This is a genomic window from Nonomuraea sp. NPDC047529 (assembly GCF_040642995.1).
In the GTDB taxonomy this organism is placed as follows: Bacteria; Actinomycetota; Actinomycetes; order Streptosporangiales; family Streptosporangiaceae; genus Nonomuraea.
The window spans coordinates 35,177-49,693 of sequence record NZ_JBEYTJ010000059.1 but is presented as its reverse complement, the minus strand read 5'-3'; the positions used below and the strand labels follow the sequence as shown (position 1 = coordinate 49,693).

At 72.5% G+C, this 14,517-nt stretch carries 15 protein-coding genes; 9 read left to right on the top strand and 6 right to left on the bottom strand.

The genetic code is table 11. From position 1 onward, the window contains the following. Positions 1-57 precede the first annotated feature (57 nt). The gene (locus ABZ815_RS48745) at positions 58-1,182 is read right to left on the bottom strand and encodes a hypothetical protein (protein ID WP_357709155.1); all 1,125 of its coding nucleotides are present in this window, start codon (positions 1,180-1,182) and stop codon (positions 58-60) included. A gap of 119 nt (positions 1,183-1,301) precedes the next feature. On the opposite strand from ABZ815_RS48745, the gene ABZ815_RS48740 reads away from it, so the two are divergent. The 6 genes from ABZ815_RS48740 to ABZ815_RS48715 all read left to right on the top strand — a co-directional run bounded on the left by ABZ815_RS48740 (position 1,302) and on the right by ABZ815_RS48715 (position 6,606). Beyond that, positions 1,302-2,291 carry a helix-turn-helix transcriptional regulator gene (locus ABZ815_RS48740; RefSeq protein ID WP_357709152.1) on the top strand — a complete coding sequence of 330 codons (990 nt, stop codon included), beginning with the start codon at positions 1,302-1,304 and terminating at the stop codon, positions 2,289-2,291. A 99-nt stretch (positions 2,292-2,390) separates the two neighbouring features. Next, positions 2,391-2,660, top strand: a complete 270-nt coding sequence (locus ABZ815_RS48735) for a hypothetical protein (protein ID WP_357709149.1) — start codon at positions 2,391-2,393, stop codon at positions 2,658-2,660. Beyond that, entirely contained in the window at positions 2,657-3,490 is an 834-nt protein-coding gene (locus tag ABZ815_RS48730; protein ID WP_357709146.1) for a patatin-like phospholipase family protein, read from the top strand. The genes ABZ815_RS48735 and ABZ815_RS48730 overlap by 4 nt, the downstream gene beginning before the upstream one ends. 77 nt (positions 3,491-3,567) lie before the next feature. Next, a complete protein-coding gene (locus ABZ815_RS48725; RefSeq protein WP_357709143.1) occupies positions 3,568-4,839 on the top strand; it encodes an MFS transporter in 1,272 nt (423 codons plus the stop codon). Positions 4,840-4,891: 52 nt separating this feature from the next. Next, positions 4,892-5,413: a sigma-70 family RNA polymerase sigma factor gene (locus ABZ815_RS48720; protein ID WP_357709140.1), complete on the top strand. Its 522-nt coding sequence runs from the start codon at positions 4,892-4,894 to the stop codon at positions 5,411-5,413. Beyond that, complete coding sequence (locus ABZ815_RS48715) at positions 5,410-6,606, top strand: hypothetical protein (protein WP_357709137.1); 1,197 nt, start codon at positions 5,410-5,412, stop codon at positions 6,604-6,606. The genes ABZ815_RS48720 and ABZ815_RS48715 overlap by 4 nt, the downstream gene beginning before the upstream one ends. A gap of 32 nt (positions 6,607-6,638) precedes the next feature. On the opposite strand, the gene ABZ815_RS48710 is transcribed toward ABZ815_RS48715, so the two are convergent. After that, entirely contained in the window at positions 6,639-7,394 is a 756-nt protein-coding gene (locus tag ABZ815_RS48710; protein WP_357709134.1) for an NAD(P)H-binding protein, read from the bottom strand. 176 nt (positions 7,395-7,570) lie between these two features. On the opposite strand from ABZ815_RS48710, the gene ABZ815_RS48705 reads away from it, so the two are divergent. Further along, positions 7,571-8,506, top strand: coding sequence for an RNA polymerase sigma-70 factor (locus ABZ815_RS48705; RefSeq protein ID WP_357709131.1), 936 nt, complete (start codon positions 7,571-7,573; stop codon positions 8,504-8,506). A gap of 38 nt (positions 8,507-8,544) precedes the next feature. Here the strand turns inward: ABZ815_RS48705 and ABZ815_RS48700 are convergent, their stop codons facing one another. Next, the gene (locus tag ABZ815_RS48700) at positions 8,545-9,759 is read right to left on the bottom strand and encodes an acyltransferase (RefSeq protein WP_357709128.1); all 1,215 of its coding nucleotides are present in this window, start codon (positions 9,757-9,759) and stop codon (positions 8,545-8,547) included. A gap of 55 nt (positions 9,760-9,814) precedes the next feature. Between ABZ815_RS48700 and ABZ815_RS48695 the strand changes: the two genes are divergently transcribed. Beyond that, positions 9,815-10,060 (top strand): GNAT family N-acetyltransferase, encoded by a 246-nt coding sequence (locus ABZ815_RS48695; RefSeq protein ID WP_357709125.1) that lies wholly within the window; start codon positions 9,815-9,817, stop codon positions 10,058-10,060. A 7-nt stretch (positions 10,061-10,067) separates the two neighbouring features. On the opposite strand, the gene ABZ815_RS48690 is transcribed toward ABZ815_RS48695, so the two are convergent. The 3 genes from ABZ815_RS48690 to ABZ815_RS48680 are packed head-to-tail and all read right to left on the bottom strand — an operon-like array spanning position 10,068 to position 12,723. Then, positions 10,068-10,832, bottom strand: a complete 765-nt coding sequence (locus ABZ815_RS48690) for an IclR family transcriptional regulator (protein ID WP_357709122.1) — start codon at positions 10,830-10,832, stop codon at positions 10,068-10,070. Continuing rightward, the gene (locus tag ABZ815_RS48685; RefSeq protein WP_357709119.1) at positions 10,829-11,686 is read right to left on the bottom strand and encodes a sugar phosphate isomerase/epimerase; all 858 of its coding nucleotides are present in this window, start codon (positions 11,684-11,686) and stop codon (positions 10,829-10,831) included. Before ABZ815_RS48685 ends, ABZ815_RS48690 begins: the two co-directional genes overlap by 4 nt. Then, a complete protein-coding gene (locus tag ABZ815_RS48680; RefSeq protein WP_357709116.1) occupies positions 11,683-12,723 on the bottom strand; it encodes an alcohol dehydrogenase catalytic domain-containing protein in 1,041 nt (346 codons plus the stop codon). Before ABZ815_RS48680 ends, ABZ815_RS48685 begins: the two co-directional genes overlap by 4 nt. A gap of 393 nt (positions 12,724-13,116) precedes the next feature. On the opposite strand from ABZ815_RS48680, the gene ABZ815_RS48675 reads away from it, so the two are divergent. Further along, on the top strand, positions 13,117-14,490 hold the full coding sequence (locus ABZ815_RS48675; protein WP_357709113.1) for an extracellular solute-binding protein: 1,374 nt from the start codon (positions 13,117-13,119) through the stop codon (positions 14,488-14,490). Positions 14,491-14,517 lie beyond the last annotated feature (27 nt).

Here is a 14,517-nt window from a genome sequence, read left to right as displayed (position 1 = left end):
CCGCGCCGGCGCCCCCCCCGGTGTGCGCATGCCGGGGGGCCCCCGCGGCGGCGGGGGTTACGCCTCTTCGGACACGCCCAGGTACATCACGTTCGGGTGCGCCGGGTTGAAGGCGATGGAGGTGACCCGGTCGTACGGGTTGTGGTTGATGGTGACGCGGTTCTTACGGGTCTCGTACTTGTAGATGTCGGTGCCGATCCCGGACCAGCCGGTGCCGAAGTCGAAGTAGAGGACGTCGGCGTCCTTCGGGTGCGGGGCGAGCAGGGGCCCGTTGGGAATGGTCACCGTGGCGCTCTGGTCCACGACGGAGGTGAAGTTCCTGCCTCCGTCGTCGGAGCGGTAGATGTGCCGGCCGTCCGACGGCGCGCCGCCCTCCGTCTCCGCCATGTCGAGCCCCATCGCCCAGACGACGTTCCCGGCGGCCGGGGAGATCGCGGCGCTGAACACGTTGACCCGGCCGCCGCGCTCGGTCAGCCCCTCGGCCGAGGTCCAGGTGCGGCCGCCGTCGAAGGTGACGCGGGCGCCGAGGTCCGAGGCGCCCAGCACCACGTGGTCCAGGTCGCGCGGGTCGAACACCGCCGTGTAGGACATGCGGGTATTGCTCGGCGTCCAGGCCGGCACCCCGACGGGCTGCCACGTGCGCCCGCCGTCCAGCGACTCGCGCAGCTGGCCTTCGAGGTCGGACGTCCGCAGGCGGTCGCCGTTGCCCCGGTCCACGCCGAGCCCGATCAGGTCGCCGCCGGGCGCGGTGAGCGGCGTGACGCCCTCGGGCGTGGCGAGCGCGACGTTGCCGTCGCGGTCCCAGGCGTAGGCCCGGCCGCCGCGGGCCGCGACCAGCTCGATGTACCAGCCCTTCATCTCGCCGGCCACGTTCCAGGTGCAGCCCGCGTCCTTCGAGGCCAGCAGCTGCCTGTTGGACATGGCCAGCAACTGGTTCGGGTTGTCGAGCGCGACGAGTCCCGTGGTGTAGACGATCGGCCCCAGCACCTTGCTGGTGGACGCGATCTTCTTTCCGTCGTTCCACGCGTACGTCACGGAACCGTCACCGGCGACCGTCTGACAGGACGGCCGGCTCCAGCCCGCGCCGTCGAAGCCATCGCCTGAGTTGCTCGCCATGGCCGGCGCGGCGGCCGACAGGACCGTCAGCGCGGTCGCGATTCCGATGGTGAACGCCTTCTTCAACACTGCCTCCCCGACAGGAATGTCTTAGATGTCCGGTTCTATCGGTGAACACGGCGCTCAGGCCAGCCCTGACGGAGGCAGGTTCACGCCATGGCAGGTATCTGACACACTGTTTGATCATGAACGCGCACGACAACGCCCTAGCGGCCGTCGGAGTGGACGCCGAGGACGAGCTGATCTACCGAGCCCTGCTGCACCGGCCGCGCGCCACGCTGCCCGAGCTGGCCGCGCACACCGGCCGCACCACGGTGGCCCTGCGCCGCGCGTGCTCGCGGCTCGAAGCGCTCGGCCTGGTCAGCCGCATGGCGGGCCGCCCGGTCCGGTATGTGCCGACCAGGCCGGACGTGGCCGTCGCCGCCCTCATCTCCCGCCGCGAGGAGGGGCTGGCCCAGGCCAGGCTGGCCGCGCTCGCGCTGCTGGCCGAGACGCCGCGCACGGAGAACCTGGCCCCCGAGGAACTGGTCGAGGTGGTGCAGGGGCAGGCGGCCGTGGTGCAGCGGTTCACCCAGTTGCAGCAGACTGCGACCGAGGAGCTTCTGGTGCTCGACCGGCCGCCGTACGCGCAGGACCCGTCCCAGCAGAACGCGCCCGAGATGGAACGTCTCGCGCACGGCGTCCTGGTACGCGGTATCTACGACGCCTCGGCCCTGGAGATCCCCGGCAAGCTGCGGCTGGCCCAGGAGTCGGCGGCGGCCGGCGAGCAGGCCAGGGTCAGCCCCGAGGTGCCCATGAAGCTGGCCATCGCCGACCGGCGGACCGCCATCCTGCCGCTGAGCACCCACGCGTCCGCCCACTCCGACAGCGCGGTCATCGTGCACTCCTCGTCGCTGCTCGACGCGCTGGTCACCCTGTTCGAGGTGCTGTGGCGGTCGGCGCTGCCGCTGCCGCTCTTCGACGCGCACTCCCGCCCGGTCGACCTGCCGGACCCCGAGCTGTTCGCGCTGCTCGCCGCCGGGCTCAAGGACGAGGCCGTCGCCCGCCAGCTGGGGGTGAGCCTGCGCACCGTGCACCGCCGGGTCAGCGAGCTGATGGACCGGCTCGGCGCCCGTACCCGCTTCCAGGCCGGCCTGCTCGCGGCGCGCCGCGGCTGGTGGGACGCGGACGCCTGACCCCGCGCACATCCACTTGCGGCTGACCGGTTCGGACGGACAGGAAGCTCGGGTGCCAAGAGGCGGCACGACACCGTCGAGAGGAACGTCCCGTTCTCGGTGGTGGAACTGGACGGCGGCACGCTGGTCGGCACCGCGACACTGTGGGGCATCGACACCCACCACCGGTCCCCGCACATCGGGCCGGGGCTGCTGCCGCGCAACGGCTTCGCCCGCGAGGGGGTGCTGCGCTCCTCCAACTGGGCTCGGGCTCCTCGTCCGGGAGTGGAAGCCGGCCGCGCGGAGCTGGGCGGCGTCCCGGACAGGCCGCTCATGTCGGCGGCCCGGTCCATGACCGGGCGTCCCGATGGGCGTAGCATCGCAACATGATCTTCACTGCGGGAGAGGCCGGCGTCGCCGTCGTCCTGGGTCCGGGCGGCCCTGTGGGCACCGCCTGGCTCCTCGGCCTGGCGGCGGGCCTGCGCGAGGCGGGCGTGGAGCTGTCGGAGGCCGATCTGCTCGTCGGAACCTCGGCGGGCGCGATCGCCGGAGCCGCCCTGGCCGTCGGGCGCGACCTGGACGAGCTCGCCGAGCTGCCACCCGCGCCGCCGGAAGGCCGGATCGGGGACCCGACCGTGATGCCGCGCGTCCTTCGGATGCTCAACACGCCCGGCGCCGACCCGCACGAGGCGCTGCGCCAGGTCGGCGAGCTCGCCCTGCGGGCGGACGCGCTGCCTGAGGAACGGCATGTGGCCGCCATGGAACGGCTCGTGGGCGCCACCACCTGGCCCGACCGGCCGCTGCTGATCACCGCCGTGGATGCCGGGAGCGGCGAGCACGTGGTCTGGACCCGCGACAGCGGCGTGCCGCTGCACCTCGCCGTCGCCGCCAGCAGCGCCGCGCCCGGCCACGCCGCCCCCGTCACCATCGGCGCGCACCGGTACATGGACGGCGCGCTGGGCGGCGGATCCAACGTCCACCTGGCCGACGGCGCGGGCACGACGGTCCTGGTCGAACCGCTCGGGCACATGTTCCCGGGTCCCCGGATCGAGGCGGGGGTGCGGATCGTGCCGGACGAGGCGGCGCTGGAGGCGTTCGGGCCGGACGTCGGTGACCGGAGCCGGTGGGGTCAGGTGTACGAGTCCGGGCTCCGCCAGTCCGCCGGCCTCGCCGACCGGATCAGGCCGTACCTGGCGGGAGGCCGTTCCGGCCCGGTCTGAGCGCGCGGCCGACCGTCTCAAGTCCTAGGACCATCGCCCGATCCGCCGTCCGCGGGCCGAAGGTCACACTGTGACGCGTGCTCGTCTCCCCACCGCGCGATCGCGCCGTACGTCTCTTCCTCGTGGGCATGTTCGTCGACGCCCTCGGCAACGGCCTGTACGTGCCGCTGACCCTGCTGTTCATCCAGCGGGTCACCGGCCTGCCCATGCCCGTGGTCGGTCTGGGCATGACGCTGGCGGCCACGGTCGCGCTGGCCGCGAACCCGGTCGCCGGGGTGCTCATCGACCGGTTCGGCACCCGTACGGTGCTGGTGGGCACGTACGTGGTCCGCGCGCTGGGCTTCGCGCTCTACCCGCTCGTGGACGGCTTCGGCCCGCTGGTCGCGGTCGCCGCCGTCATCGCGGCCGCCGACCGCGCGTACTACCCGGCCGCGAGCAGCCACGTGGCCGTGCTCGCCAGGGGCGAGGGCAGGGACCGGCTGTACGCGATGCAGGCCACGGCCCGCAACGTCGCCTTCGGGCTGGGCGGTCTGCTGTCCGCGGCCGCCGTGTCGCTGGCCGGTCAGACCGGTTTCGCGCTGATCGCGGGGCTCAACGCGGTCAGCTTCGCGACGGCCGCCGCCTGCCTGCTGTTGCCCCGCCGCACCGAGAATCCGCGCGGGACGGGCGCGCTGGAACCCGGCAAGCCGCGCGAACGGGGCGGCTACCGGCGGGTGCTGGCCGATCGGCCGTTCATGGGGCTGGTGACGGCCGAGGGGGCGTTCACGCTGACGCACCTGCTGCTGCCGGTGGGCCTGCCGCTGTACGTCGTCCCGGTGCTCGGCGCCTCGCCCGCCCTGCTGGGCCTGCTCTACACCGTCAACACGCTGCTCGTCGCCGCGGGGCAGCTTCCCGTACGCCGGTGGCAGCGGCGCGCCCGGCGTACGCACGCGATGGCGCTGGCCGGAGCCGTGTTCGTGCTGGCCTGCGGCCTGTACGCCGCGACGGCGCTGCTGCCCGCCGGCCCGCCGCGGATCGGCGGCCTGCTGGCCGCCACCCTCGTCTTCACCCTCGCCGAACTCCTGCACACCGCCCCGGCCGCCGCACTGGCCGCCGGGACGGCCCCTCCGGCGCTGCGCGGCCGCTACCTGGCGGTCCACCAGATGACCTGGTCGGTGGGCCAGGTCGTGGCGCCGGTCGCGTTCTCGGCCCTCGCCGGCGCGGCCCCGCCGCTGATGTGGGCCGCGCCGGCCGCCCTGCTGGCCGTGGCCTGCGCGGGGCTGCTGCGGCTGTCGCTCCGCCTGCCCGCGGAGGCCGTGGCGGCCCCCGTCGCGGCGGGGAGCGGCCGCGCGCACGGCCCGGCGGCGTGACATGCCCCCGGCGCCGAAGCAGCGGATCGCGGCAGGCGCGCGTTCCTAGGTCATGAACGCTGAGATTGTCGCTCGCGCGTCACCGCCGGTCACCGCCGGCGACGCGGTGGTGACCGGCCTGTATCGCGAGCATCGGCTCGCCCTCGTACGCCTGGCCGTGCTGCTCGTCGGCGATCGGGAGAGCGCGGAGGACATCGTCCAGGACGTCTTCTCCCGGTTGCACGGGAAGAGTCCTGACGTCCTCACGCTGTCGTACGTGCGCGTCTGCGTGCTGAACGCCTCGCGCTCGCTCCTGCGCAGGCGTGCCGTCGCCGTCAGGGCGATGGTGCGGCGGCGGGACGAGCCGGTGGACTCGGCGGAGACGATCGCACTCCTGGGCGAGTCGCGGCAGGAGATGCTGACGGCGCTCGGCCGGTTGCCCCGGCGGCAGCGCGAAGTTCTCGTCCTGCGTTACTACCTCGACCTGTCCGACGCCGACATCGCCCAGGCCACGCGCCTGCGGCAGAGCACGGTACGGTCCACCGCTTCCAGAGCTCTGGAGCGGCTTGAGCGCGAGCTGGGAGGCGGAGCATGACCACGATCGAGGATCGGCTCAGGGACGCGCTGGCGGCCAGGGCCGGGACGGTCGGCGACGACGGGCGGCCCCCGGTCGTGCCGTCGCCGCGCCGGGCGAGGGTCGCCGCGCGGTGGTGGTGGACGCCGGTGGCGGTGGCCGCCGCGACCGCCGCCGTGGTGGGCGTCACCGTCCTGGGAACCCGGACGATCGGCTCCGCGCCGCCCTCCCCCGCGGCCCGGCCGGCGCCGTACTCCGGCCGCCTGTCGCCGCCGGTCGGGCAGGTGTGGCCGGGGGCGGTGCACGAGATCCCGGCGACGGGCCCCGGCGGCCGGGTCTTCAAGCCGGACGCCTTCGTCACCGACCGCGTGCTGGTGGGCCGGACGCTCACCGCGAACCGGCTCGACGGCATCTGGTCGTACGAGCTCGACAAGCGGCTGTTCACCCAGGTCGCGCCGCTGACGGACCTCGAGGTGGCGAACGACGCGGTGGTCGTCGGCGACGGGTACGTCGCGTGGTCGGCGTACCGGGACGGCAAGTCGGAGATCTGGGCGGTTCCCGTCACCGGGGGCGTCCCGCGGGCGATCGCGACGCTGACGGCCGTGTTGTCCAGCGACAACGCCTACTCCGGGATCAAGAAGCTGGCCATCGCCGGCGGCATGGCCGTGTGGTCGCCCCCCGACGGCGGCGTCTACCGGGTGCCGCTCAAGGGCGGGAACGTGTCCCTGATCCCGGGGACGAAGGGCTTCTACCTGCTCGAATGGCCCTGGGCCGGCTGGCCGGCGCACGACACGACCGTCGACCATCCCATCACCCGTCCTTTTCAGCAGTTGAAGGACGTGCTGACCGGCAGGTCCAGGAAGGCGGTCGCGCAGAAGGGGCGCTCGTCGTGGAGCGACTGCGGCCCGATGTGGTGCTTCAACGGGACCGCAGCCTGGCAGCGCGACGGATCGCACCGCCGCGACCTGCCCGGCACGGCCAGGGGAACCCTCCTGTCCGGCCGATTCGTCCTGCTCAACCAGAGGGACCCCGGCGGCGGGCAGAGCCTGGCCGTGCACGACGTCGCCACGAAGCGCACGGGCCTGCTCTTCCCCGTGCCGACGCGCAGGGGCGACAAGGCGCCGCCCACTTTGTACACCCACGAGGGAGTGATCTGGTACCGGACCGGCAAGGGCACCCAGGTGGTGATCGACCTGAAGGCCGCCGGACGATGAGCGAGGGCCGGGGCGGCCGCCCCCGCCCTCGCTCAGGGTTGGGCGTCGAGCCATTCCTGGAAGGTGGGCCCGGCCAGCACAGCGTGCGGGCCGGGCAGGAACGCCCCCTCGGCGGCGAGCGCGGCGTCGGGCATGCCCGAGCCGTCCACGCCCACGACCTGGACGCCCCGGCGGGCGCCGAGCAGTGCGGCCGCCTCCGCCAGGATCTCCTTCCGGGGGCCGGCGATCTCGGGGACCGGCGTCCCCGGAACGGCTTCGCCGAGGGCCAGGTCGGCCAGTTCCTCGGCGACGGTACGGCAGGCCACGAGCTGGGAGGGCAGCGCCGGGACGTGGGCGACGTCGCCCTGCCGCCAGTCCACGAGCTGCCCGACGAACTCGTGGAACTGCGCGGCCCGCAGGACCCGCACGGGCAGCGGGCCGGACCGGAGCAGTTCCTCGTGCGCCTTCTTGGCGGCGAGGAACCCGGCGGTGGCCCGGTCGACGCCGATGATCGAGGCGACGGCGATCCGGGCGACCCCGGCCTTACGACCGTGGTCGTGCAGGTTGCGGGCCGACGTGCGGAAGAACTCCGTCGCGGCCCGCTGCTCGGAGGCGTGCCACGAGGCGACGTCGATGACGATCTCGGCCCCGGTGAGCGCCTCGGCCAGGCCCTCCCCGGTGATGACGTCCACGCCGGTGGCCCGGGACATCGGCACGACCCGGTGTCCCCGTTCGGTGAGGACGTCGACGACGTGGCGTCCCAGGCGGCCGGTCGCTCCGGCCACCGCGACCGTGGTGGTGTTGTTCATGTCGGGCTTCCTTATCCGTGGTGTGGCGTCGTGACGCGCAAGAGATCCCGGTGGCCCGTCCCTTGTGACAGGAGCGCCCGTGTGACATAGACCACCGCCCGCCGATGTCACGCGGCGGCGGGGCCCGGGATCGTATGACCATGGCCCGGTCACCAGCGAACAGGCAGGAACCACCGATGAGCGGACGAACCGAACGACCGACGTCCCCGGCGGACGACGGCCGCCTGGACGCGGCCACCGAGGCGTTCGTCGCCCACCGCAACCTGCTGTTCACCCTCGTCTACGAGATCCTCGGCTCGGCCACCGACGCCGAGGACGTCCTGCAGGAGACGTGGCTGCTGTGGGCGGGCGTCGACCTCGGGACGGTCCTGGACCGGCGCGCGTACCTGATCAGGATCGCCACCAGGCAGGCGCTGAAGCGGCTGCGCACGCTGGGCCGGCGCAGAGAGTCCTACGTCGGGCCGTGGCTGCCCGAGCCGCTGCTGACCGCGCCCGACGTGGCCGACGACGTCGAACTGGCCGACAGCGTCTCGATGGCCATGCTGCTGGTGCTGGAGACGCTCGGGCCGACCGAGCGGGCGGTGTTCGTGCTGCGGGAGGTGTTCGTCCTGGACTACGACGAGATCGCCGGGGCGGTCGGCAAGAGCCCGGCCACCGTGCGCCAGATCGCCCACCGGGCGCGCGCGCACGTCGCCGCGCGCCGGCCGCGCGGCACCGCGTCCCCGGCCGAGACGCGGGCCGCGCTGGAGGCCTTCCAGCGGGCGGTCGAGACCGGCGAGTTGCAGGGCCTGCTCGACATCCTCGCGCCGGACGTCGTCGCCCTGAGCGACGGCGGCGGTGTCCGGCACGCCCTGCTGCGGCCGCTCGTGGGGGCCGGCAACGTCGCCCGCCTGCTGGCCGTCGGCTGGTGGAGGCGCGAGGGGGCGCGAGGGGGCAGGTCGGTGGAGATGGTGCAGATCAACGGCGGGCCGGGGCTGCTCGTCCGGATCGGCGGCGAGGTCGACGGAGTGGTGGCGGTACGCATGGAGAACGGCTACGTGACCGGCGCCTACCACGTGCGTAATCCGGAGAAGCTCTCGCGGATAGAGCAGGAGACCGCCGTGAGCCGCTGACCGACGGGCGCTCCGACGTGCTCCGAGGCGCTTCGAGGTCAGGAAGGCTCGGTCCGGCGGATCAGGCGTCTGCCCAGCCGTTGCGCGGGCATCTCCACCCATCGCCAGGTCAGCGCGCACAGGCCGAGCAGCGCCGCGCACACCGCGGCCAGGAGCGCCAGGCGCGCCGGCAGCGGCACGTCCGACGGCTCGGGCAGGAAGAACTCGACGCTCTCCAGCAGCAGCGGGTGCAGCAGGTAGATCGAGTACGACACCAGGCCCAGCCAGGTGAGCCACGAGGGCATCGTCCGGTGGCGCAGGGCCGTCCCGGCGGCGAAGGTCAGCCAGGCCGCCACGATCGCCACCTGCACGCCGGGTTCGTCACGCGCCGGCCACAACCCCGCCAGCGGTATCAGCGCCACCCACACGAGGTGCCCGCGACCGAGTTCCCCGGCCTCCACCCGGTGGAGCGCGGTGCCGGCGAACATGGTCGCCAGGATGAACAGTCCCTGCCACGGCCCGGGATAGCTCTGGTTGACCGCCAGCAGCAGCAGGATCGTGCCCGCGACGGCCACGGCGCCCGCCTGCCGTACGCGCCTGCCGCCGCGCAGCATCGCGGCCAGCCCGGCGGCCACCACGGCGGTCACCACGACCACCACCGTGAGCATCCGGCTCGCGCCGCCGGCCGACAGGAGCGTCACCGGCAGCAGCCCCGCGCCGAGCACGGCGGCCGCCGTGAACGCCAGCGCGGTCGCGGTGCCGCGCCGGTGCACCCCGAGGGTGAACATCGCCGTCAGCAGCAGGTAGAAGGCCATCTCGTACGACAGCGTCCACAGCACGTTGGCCACGTTCGGCACGTACAGCAGGTTCTGGAGCATGCCGGCGTGGGCCAGGGCCATGGCCGCCGGGCGGGTGTCCCACCAGATGTGCAGGTCGTCCCAGCCGAGCGCCGCCAGCAGCAGCATCCCGGCCACGCACACGGTGAACAGCGGCCACAGCCGGAAGAACCGCGAGATCCAGAAGGCCCGCACGCTGCCCCGGCGCTCCAGGGACGCGGGCACGATGTAGCCGCTGACCAGGAAGAACACCAGCACGCCGTACCAGCCGGGATCGAAGACGGCCTTGATCGACGTTCGCGCCTCCGGCCACAGCGGTTCGAGCGCGTGCTCGAAGACCACCACCATCGCGGCCAGTCCGCGTAACGCGTCCAGCCAGGCCAACCGCCCGGCACGCGGCGAGACCGGCTCCACGACCGAGGGGGAAGCAGGAAGCATCCGGACATCGTAGTGAGAAATATCGTTTACGGCCTTCCAGGCTGCGGTTCCCGCGATGCCGGCGGCCGTGTCCCAGGATCAGGCGCTCATGAGCCACCTGCCCACGCTTGCGACGTCGGGCCTCGGCGACTACGTCGTCGCCGACCACGCGACGGACCGGCTCATCGGGACGTTGATGCTCGCCCGCCGCTCCACCGAGGACGGAGGGGAACTGGAGCTGGGCCACGTCCTGCGGCGCGGCGCATGGGGAGCGGGGTTCGCCTTCGAGGCCGCGACGGCCGTGCTGCGCGCCGCGGCCTGACCAGGTGTCACAAGCCCGACATGGACGCCGCCAGGTACTGCCCGAGCTGCGGGATACGCGCGTCGGACAGGCGGCTGGACGGGCCGGAGATGCCGGCCGCGCCGATCAGGGAGCCGCGGATCCGCACCGGCACCGCGACGCACCTGACGCCGTCGAAGGTCTCGTCCCTGTCGACCGCGTAGCGGACCTCGCGCGACTCCTCCACCCGGCGCCGCAACTCGATGGGCCCCTTGGCGGCGTTCTCCGTGCCGCCCGCGTAGGACAGGCGGGCCAGGTGCGTGTCGAGGGCCTCGGGATCGAGGGCCGACAGGTAGGCCTTCCCCAGCGCCGAGCAGTGCATCGGCCGGATCGTCCCTAACTGCTCGGAGACGGCCACGACGTGCCGGGTGGGGAAGAACGCAAGGTAGACCATCGTGTCCTTGGCCGGCACCGCGAGGATCGTGGCGTCGCCGCACTCGTCGCGGATCGAGGCGAGCACGGGGTCGATGATCTGGCTCCAGTCGGTCTCCGGCGCCTGGATGAGGCCGTAGAACTTGGCCGGGACGATCGTGTAGCGCTTCGTCGCCTCGTTGCGGGCCACGTAGCCCGTGGCGACCAGCTCCGCGAGCAGCCGCAGGGCGGTGCTGCGGTTGACGTCCAGCTCGCGGGCGAGCTCGGCGGCGGTGAGCGGTTCGGTGGAGAGAAGCTCCAGCGCGCGCAGCGCGCGCTGGATGGGAGAGGCGGTGCGGCCGTCGGAGGGTTCGTTCGCACCGGGGCTCTGGTTCGTGGTCATGACAAGGATTGTCCGCCGTTCAGGCCGAAGAGGTGATCAACTGCTTCGCGGTTCGTCCTGAAGGACTTCTCGGCCTGGTCCTCCCAGCCGAAGACCTGCACGGTGAGGATGCCGTCGAACCCGACCGCCTCCAGTGCCGTGCGCACCTCGGCCCAGTCGATCTCGCCGCGGCCGAGGTCGAAGTGCTGGTGGATGCGGCACGAGACGCCGGGCGGGTTGACGATGGTGCGACCGGGCCGGAAGGTGTCGGCGACGTGGACGTGGTCGAACCAGCCGCGGGCGTACTCGACCTGCTCGGTGACGCCGCCCTGGAGGTGGTAGGCGTGGGGCACGCAGTGCAGGTAGCGCAGCCGCGGGCTGTCGATCTCCTTGATCAGGTCGACGGCCCCGGTGGTCGTCTCGATGAAGTCCCAGGGATGCGGCTCGACGACGAGCTCGACGTCCTCGCGTTCGAGCACGGGCAGGAGGTCGTCGATCGAGCGCAGGAACGCCTCCCGGCAGGCGTCTGGCTGGTCGGGGTGGCCGGACAGCTCGGTGTTGACGCGCCGGCAGCCGAGCTCCACGGCGGCGGCGATGCCGTCCCGCCACCACGCGACGGCCTGCTTGCGGACGTCCTCGTCGGGGCTGGACCACGCCTGGATCACGGCGACCGAGGCGATCTCGACGCCTGAGCCGTCCGCCGCGTCGCGGAAGCCGCGCAGATCGGCCGGCGAGGCGTGCATGGGGCCGAACGCCGGGATGAAGTCGTCGCGGTTGCCCATCTCCAGGTAGCGGTAGCCGGCCTCGGCGGTGGCGCGGGCGGCGTGCTCGACCGGTTTCCCCTGGAGCATCGCCGGGTCCAGAGCGATCTTCATGCCACTTCATCCTTCCAAACGCTGTCAGGGACGATGACCGCCTTGCCGGGGACCCGCTGGGCGCGAAGCGCGTCGAGCGCGTCGTTCACCGCGGAGAGCCGCCAGCGGGCGGTCGGGGGAAGTCGGAGTTTCCCGTCGGCGGCCAGCGCGAGGATCGACTCCAGGTCCTCGCGACGGCCCGATCGGATGCCGCGGATGTCGGCCTCCTTGCGCGCGACGACCGCGAAGTCCACGTCCGGGACGCGAGCGTACCCGGCGAGCAGGTATGTGCCGTGCGGGTCGAGCGCGTCCAGGCCCGGCGCCAGGACGGCGGGCGCCCCCGTGCAGTCGATGACGACGTCGACGGGCGTGGCGGCCGCCTCGACCGAGGCGACGACGTCGTGCCCGACGGCCCGCAGCGCGCGGCGGCGTACCGGGTTGGGCTCGACCGCCTGGACGGGCACGCCGTGCACGCGCAGCAACTCGGCGCACAGGTGACCGATGGGCCCCGCCCCGAGGACGAGCACGCGGCGCGGACGGCGTTCCAGGGCGACCCGGACGCTGTTGGCGGCGGTCGCCCCGCCGTCGACCAGCGAGGCGGCGTCCTCCCACGACAGCGGCGGCGGCACCTCGACGAGCTGACCCGCCCGTACGCGCAGGTAGTCGGCGTAGCCGCCCCAGGCGCCGAGCACGCCGGTGATCGACACCAGCTCCGGGCACAGCCGCTCGTCGCCGGCCCGGCACGCCGCGCACGAGCCCTCGCCGGTGAACAGGGTGATGACGGCCCGGCGGCCCATCCACTGCCGCGCTCCGGCTCCGGCGTCCACGACGACCCCGGCCGGCTCGTGGCCGAGCACGAAGGGCGTCTCGGGCCGGTAGGAGTGCCCGGCCAGGACGTGCAGGTCGGTGCCGCAGATGCCGCAGGCGTGCACACGCAGGACGACGTGGTCGTCGGCCTCGGGCACCGGACGCGGCACGCGGGTGACGTCGAGCCGTTCGCTCGGGATCGAGGGGGCCACGGCGGCCTGCATGGTGTCCGTGGCTGACGTTGCTCCCACTGGTCGCCTTCTTCCGGGGGGCAGGTTCGGTGTGCACACAGCATCCACAAGTGTTGCGGCAGATGCAACCCCTTGACGCCACACGCAACACATGACTTTCCGGGAGAGGGTGGAGATTTCACAGGAAACACCCCGATCACAGGGGTTGACATGCCCTGATTGTCCGCCATAGCGTCGGGCACCACTAACGTCCCTTGGTGCAACACAGTTCGTCTGACGCAACACCTCGCTACTGATCACAGCGAGAGGTCGAGCCCCCCACGGCCGCCCGCAAGTGCTCTTCGTCGCCGACCTTGTGGATGAGACTTCAGGACGCGAGGAGTCACCGCCATCGAAATCCCTCCGACATCCCCCTTTTGCGGAGGCTTCATGGCTCATTTCAAGGAGGACAGGATGCTCCGACACCATCGCTCCGCACGAGCTCTGACCGCTGTCGCCACCGCCGCCGCCATCGGCGCCACAGGTTGCGCGGGCTCCTCGATCACCACGAAGCCGGCCGCCGCGCCGACCGACGTGGGCACGTCGTGCGCCAAGTACGGCACCGTCAAGCTGACCGTCGGCATGTCCGAGGCGGGCGAGGCCATCGCCAACGGATTCAAGGAGCAGGTGAAGTCCTTCCAGGCGGCCAACAAGAACGTCACCGTCGACCTGCAGATCAAGGACTGGGCCTCCTCGGCCAGCACCATCAAGCTGGTGATGTCCGGCAACAACCCGCCCGACGTCATGCAGGGCAACTCCGGCTGGGCCATCAACGGCGCCCTGTGGAAGGCGGGCCTGCTGCTGAACCTGGACCCGTACGCCAAGGCGTTCGGGTGGACCGAGAAGTTCCCCGAGTCCGCGCTGACGGTCAACCGGTTCACCGCCGACGGCAAGGCGCTGGGCGAGGGCAACCTGGTCGCCGTGCCGCCGGCCATCCAGTACGTCGGCGTGTTCTACAACAAGGCCGTCCTGAGCAAACTGGGCGTCGACCCCGCCACCCTCGACGACAAGGCAGCCTTCGTCCAGGCGCTGGACAAGGCCAAGGCGGCCGGCGTCACCCCCGTCATGCTCGGCGACTCGGAGAAGTGGCCGGCGCTGCACAACCTGTCGCTGTTCAACGGCTGGTACGTGGCCCCGGACACGATCAACAACTGGGTCTACAACAAGCCCGGCAGCACCTACGACGACGACGGCCACCTGAAGGGCTCGACCGACTTCCGCTCCTGGATGGAGAAGGGCTACTTCAACTCCGACGCGCTGGCGACCAGCTTCACCGACGCCACCAACCGCTTCGGCAAGGGACAGTCCGCCTTCTTCGTCACCGGCTCCTGGGCCCTCGGCGACGTCGGCAAGGCCCTGGGCGACGACGCCGGCTTCATGCTCTTCCCCGCCGGCGACAGCGGCAAGCACGCGGCCGTCGGCGGCTACAGCCTCCCCTTCAGCATCTCCGCCAAGACCAAGTACCCCGACTGCGCGGCGGCGTTCATCGACTACGTGACCGCCGGCGACGAGGCCGTCGCGGCGCAGATCGCGGCCGGCCGCCCCTCCGCGACCAAGGCGGGCGTCAACGCCAAGATCGACGACCCGCTGCTCAAGCAGATGGTCACCGCCTACGAGCGGCTGTCGTCGGAGAACGGCCTGTTCACGTGGGAGGACTGGCCCACCCCGACGATGCTGACGTTCCAGGGCGCCGAGGCGCAGCGGCTGCTGTCCGGCGAGGTCACACCCAAGCAGTTCAACGAGTCGGTCCAGAAGAACTGGGCCGACTACATGAAGACCCGTTCCTGATCCGCGGGGCGGCGCACGAGGCGCCTG

Bases quoted from the DNA above. Each gene is read 5' to 3' on its own strand.
- ABZ815_RS48710 (WP_357709134.1), bottom strand. From the start codon at position 7,394: ATGAACAACACCACCACGGTCGCGGTGGCCGGAGCGACCGGCCGCCTG.
- ABZ815_RS48685 (WP_357709119.1), bottom strand. From the start codon at position 11,686: ATGAAGATCGCTCTGGACCCGGCGATGCTCCAGGGGAAACCGGTCGAG.
- ABZ815_RS48690 (WP_357709122.1), bottom strand. From the start codon at position 10,832: ATGACCACGAACCAGAGCCCCGGTGCGAACGAACCCTCCGACGGCCGC.
- ABZ815_RS48675 (WP_357709113.1), top strand. From the start codon at position 13,117: ATGCTCCGACACCATCGCTCCGCACGAGCTCTGACCGCTGTCGCCACC.
- ABZ815_RS48695 (WP_357709125.1), top strand. From the start codon at position 9,815: ATGCCGGCGGCCGTGTCCCAGGATCAGGCGCTCATGAGCCACCTGCCC.
- ABZ815_RS48705 (WP_357709131.1), top strand. From the start codon at position 7,571: ATGAGCGGACGAACCGAACGACCGACGTCCCCGGCGGACGACGGCCGC.
- ABZ815_RS48740 (WP_357709152.1), top strand. From the start codon at position 1,302: ATGAACGCGCACGACAACGCCCTAGCGGCCGTCGGAGTGGACGCCGAG.
- ABZ815_RS48720 (WP_357709140.1), top strand. From the start codon at position 4,892: ATGAACGCTGAGATTGTCGCTCGCGCGTCACCGCCGGTCACCGCCGGC.
- ABZ815_RS48730 (WP_357709146.1), top strand. From the start codon at position 2,657: ATGATCTTCACTGCGGGAGAGGCCGGCGTCGCCGTCGTCCTGGGTCCG.
- ABZ815_RS48700 (WP_357709128.1), bottom strand. From the start codon at position 9,759: ATGCTTCCTGCTTCCCCCTCGGTCGTGGAGCCGGTCTCGCCGCGTGCC.
- ABZ815_RS48715 (WP_357709137.1), top strand. From the start codon at position 5,410: ATGACCACGATCGAGGATCGGCTCAGGGACGCGCTGGCGGCCAGGGCC.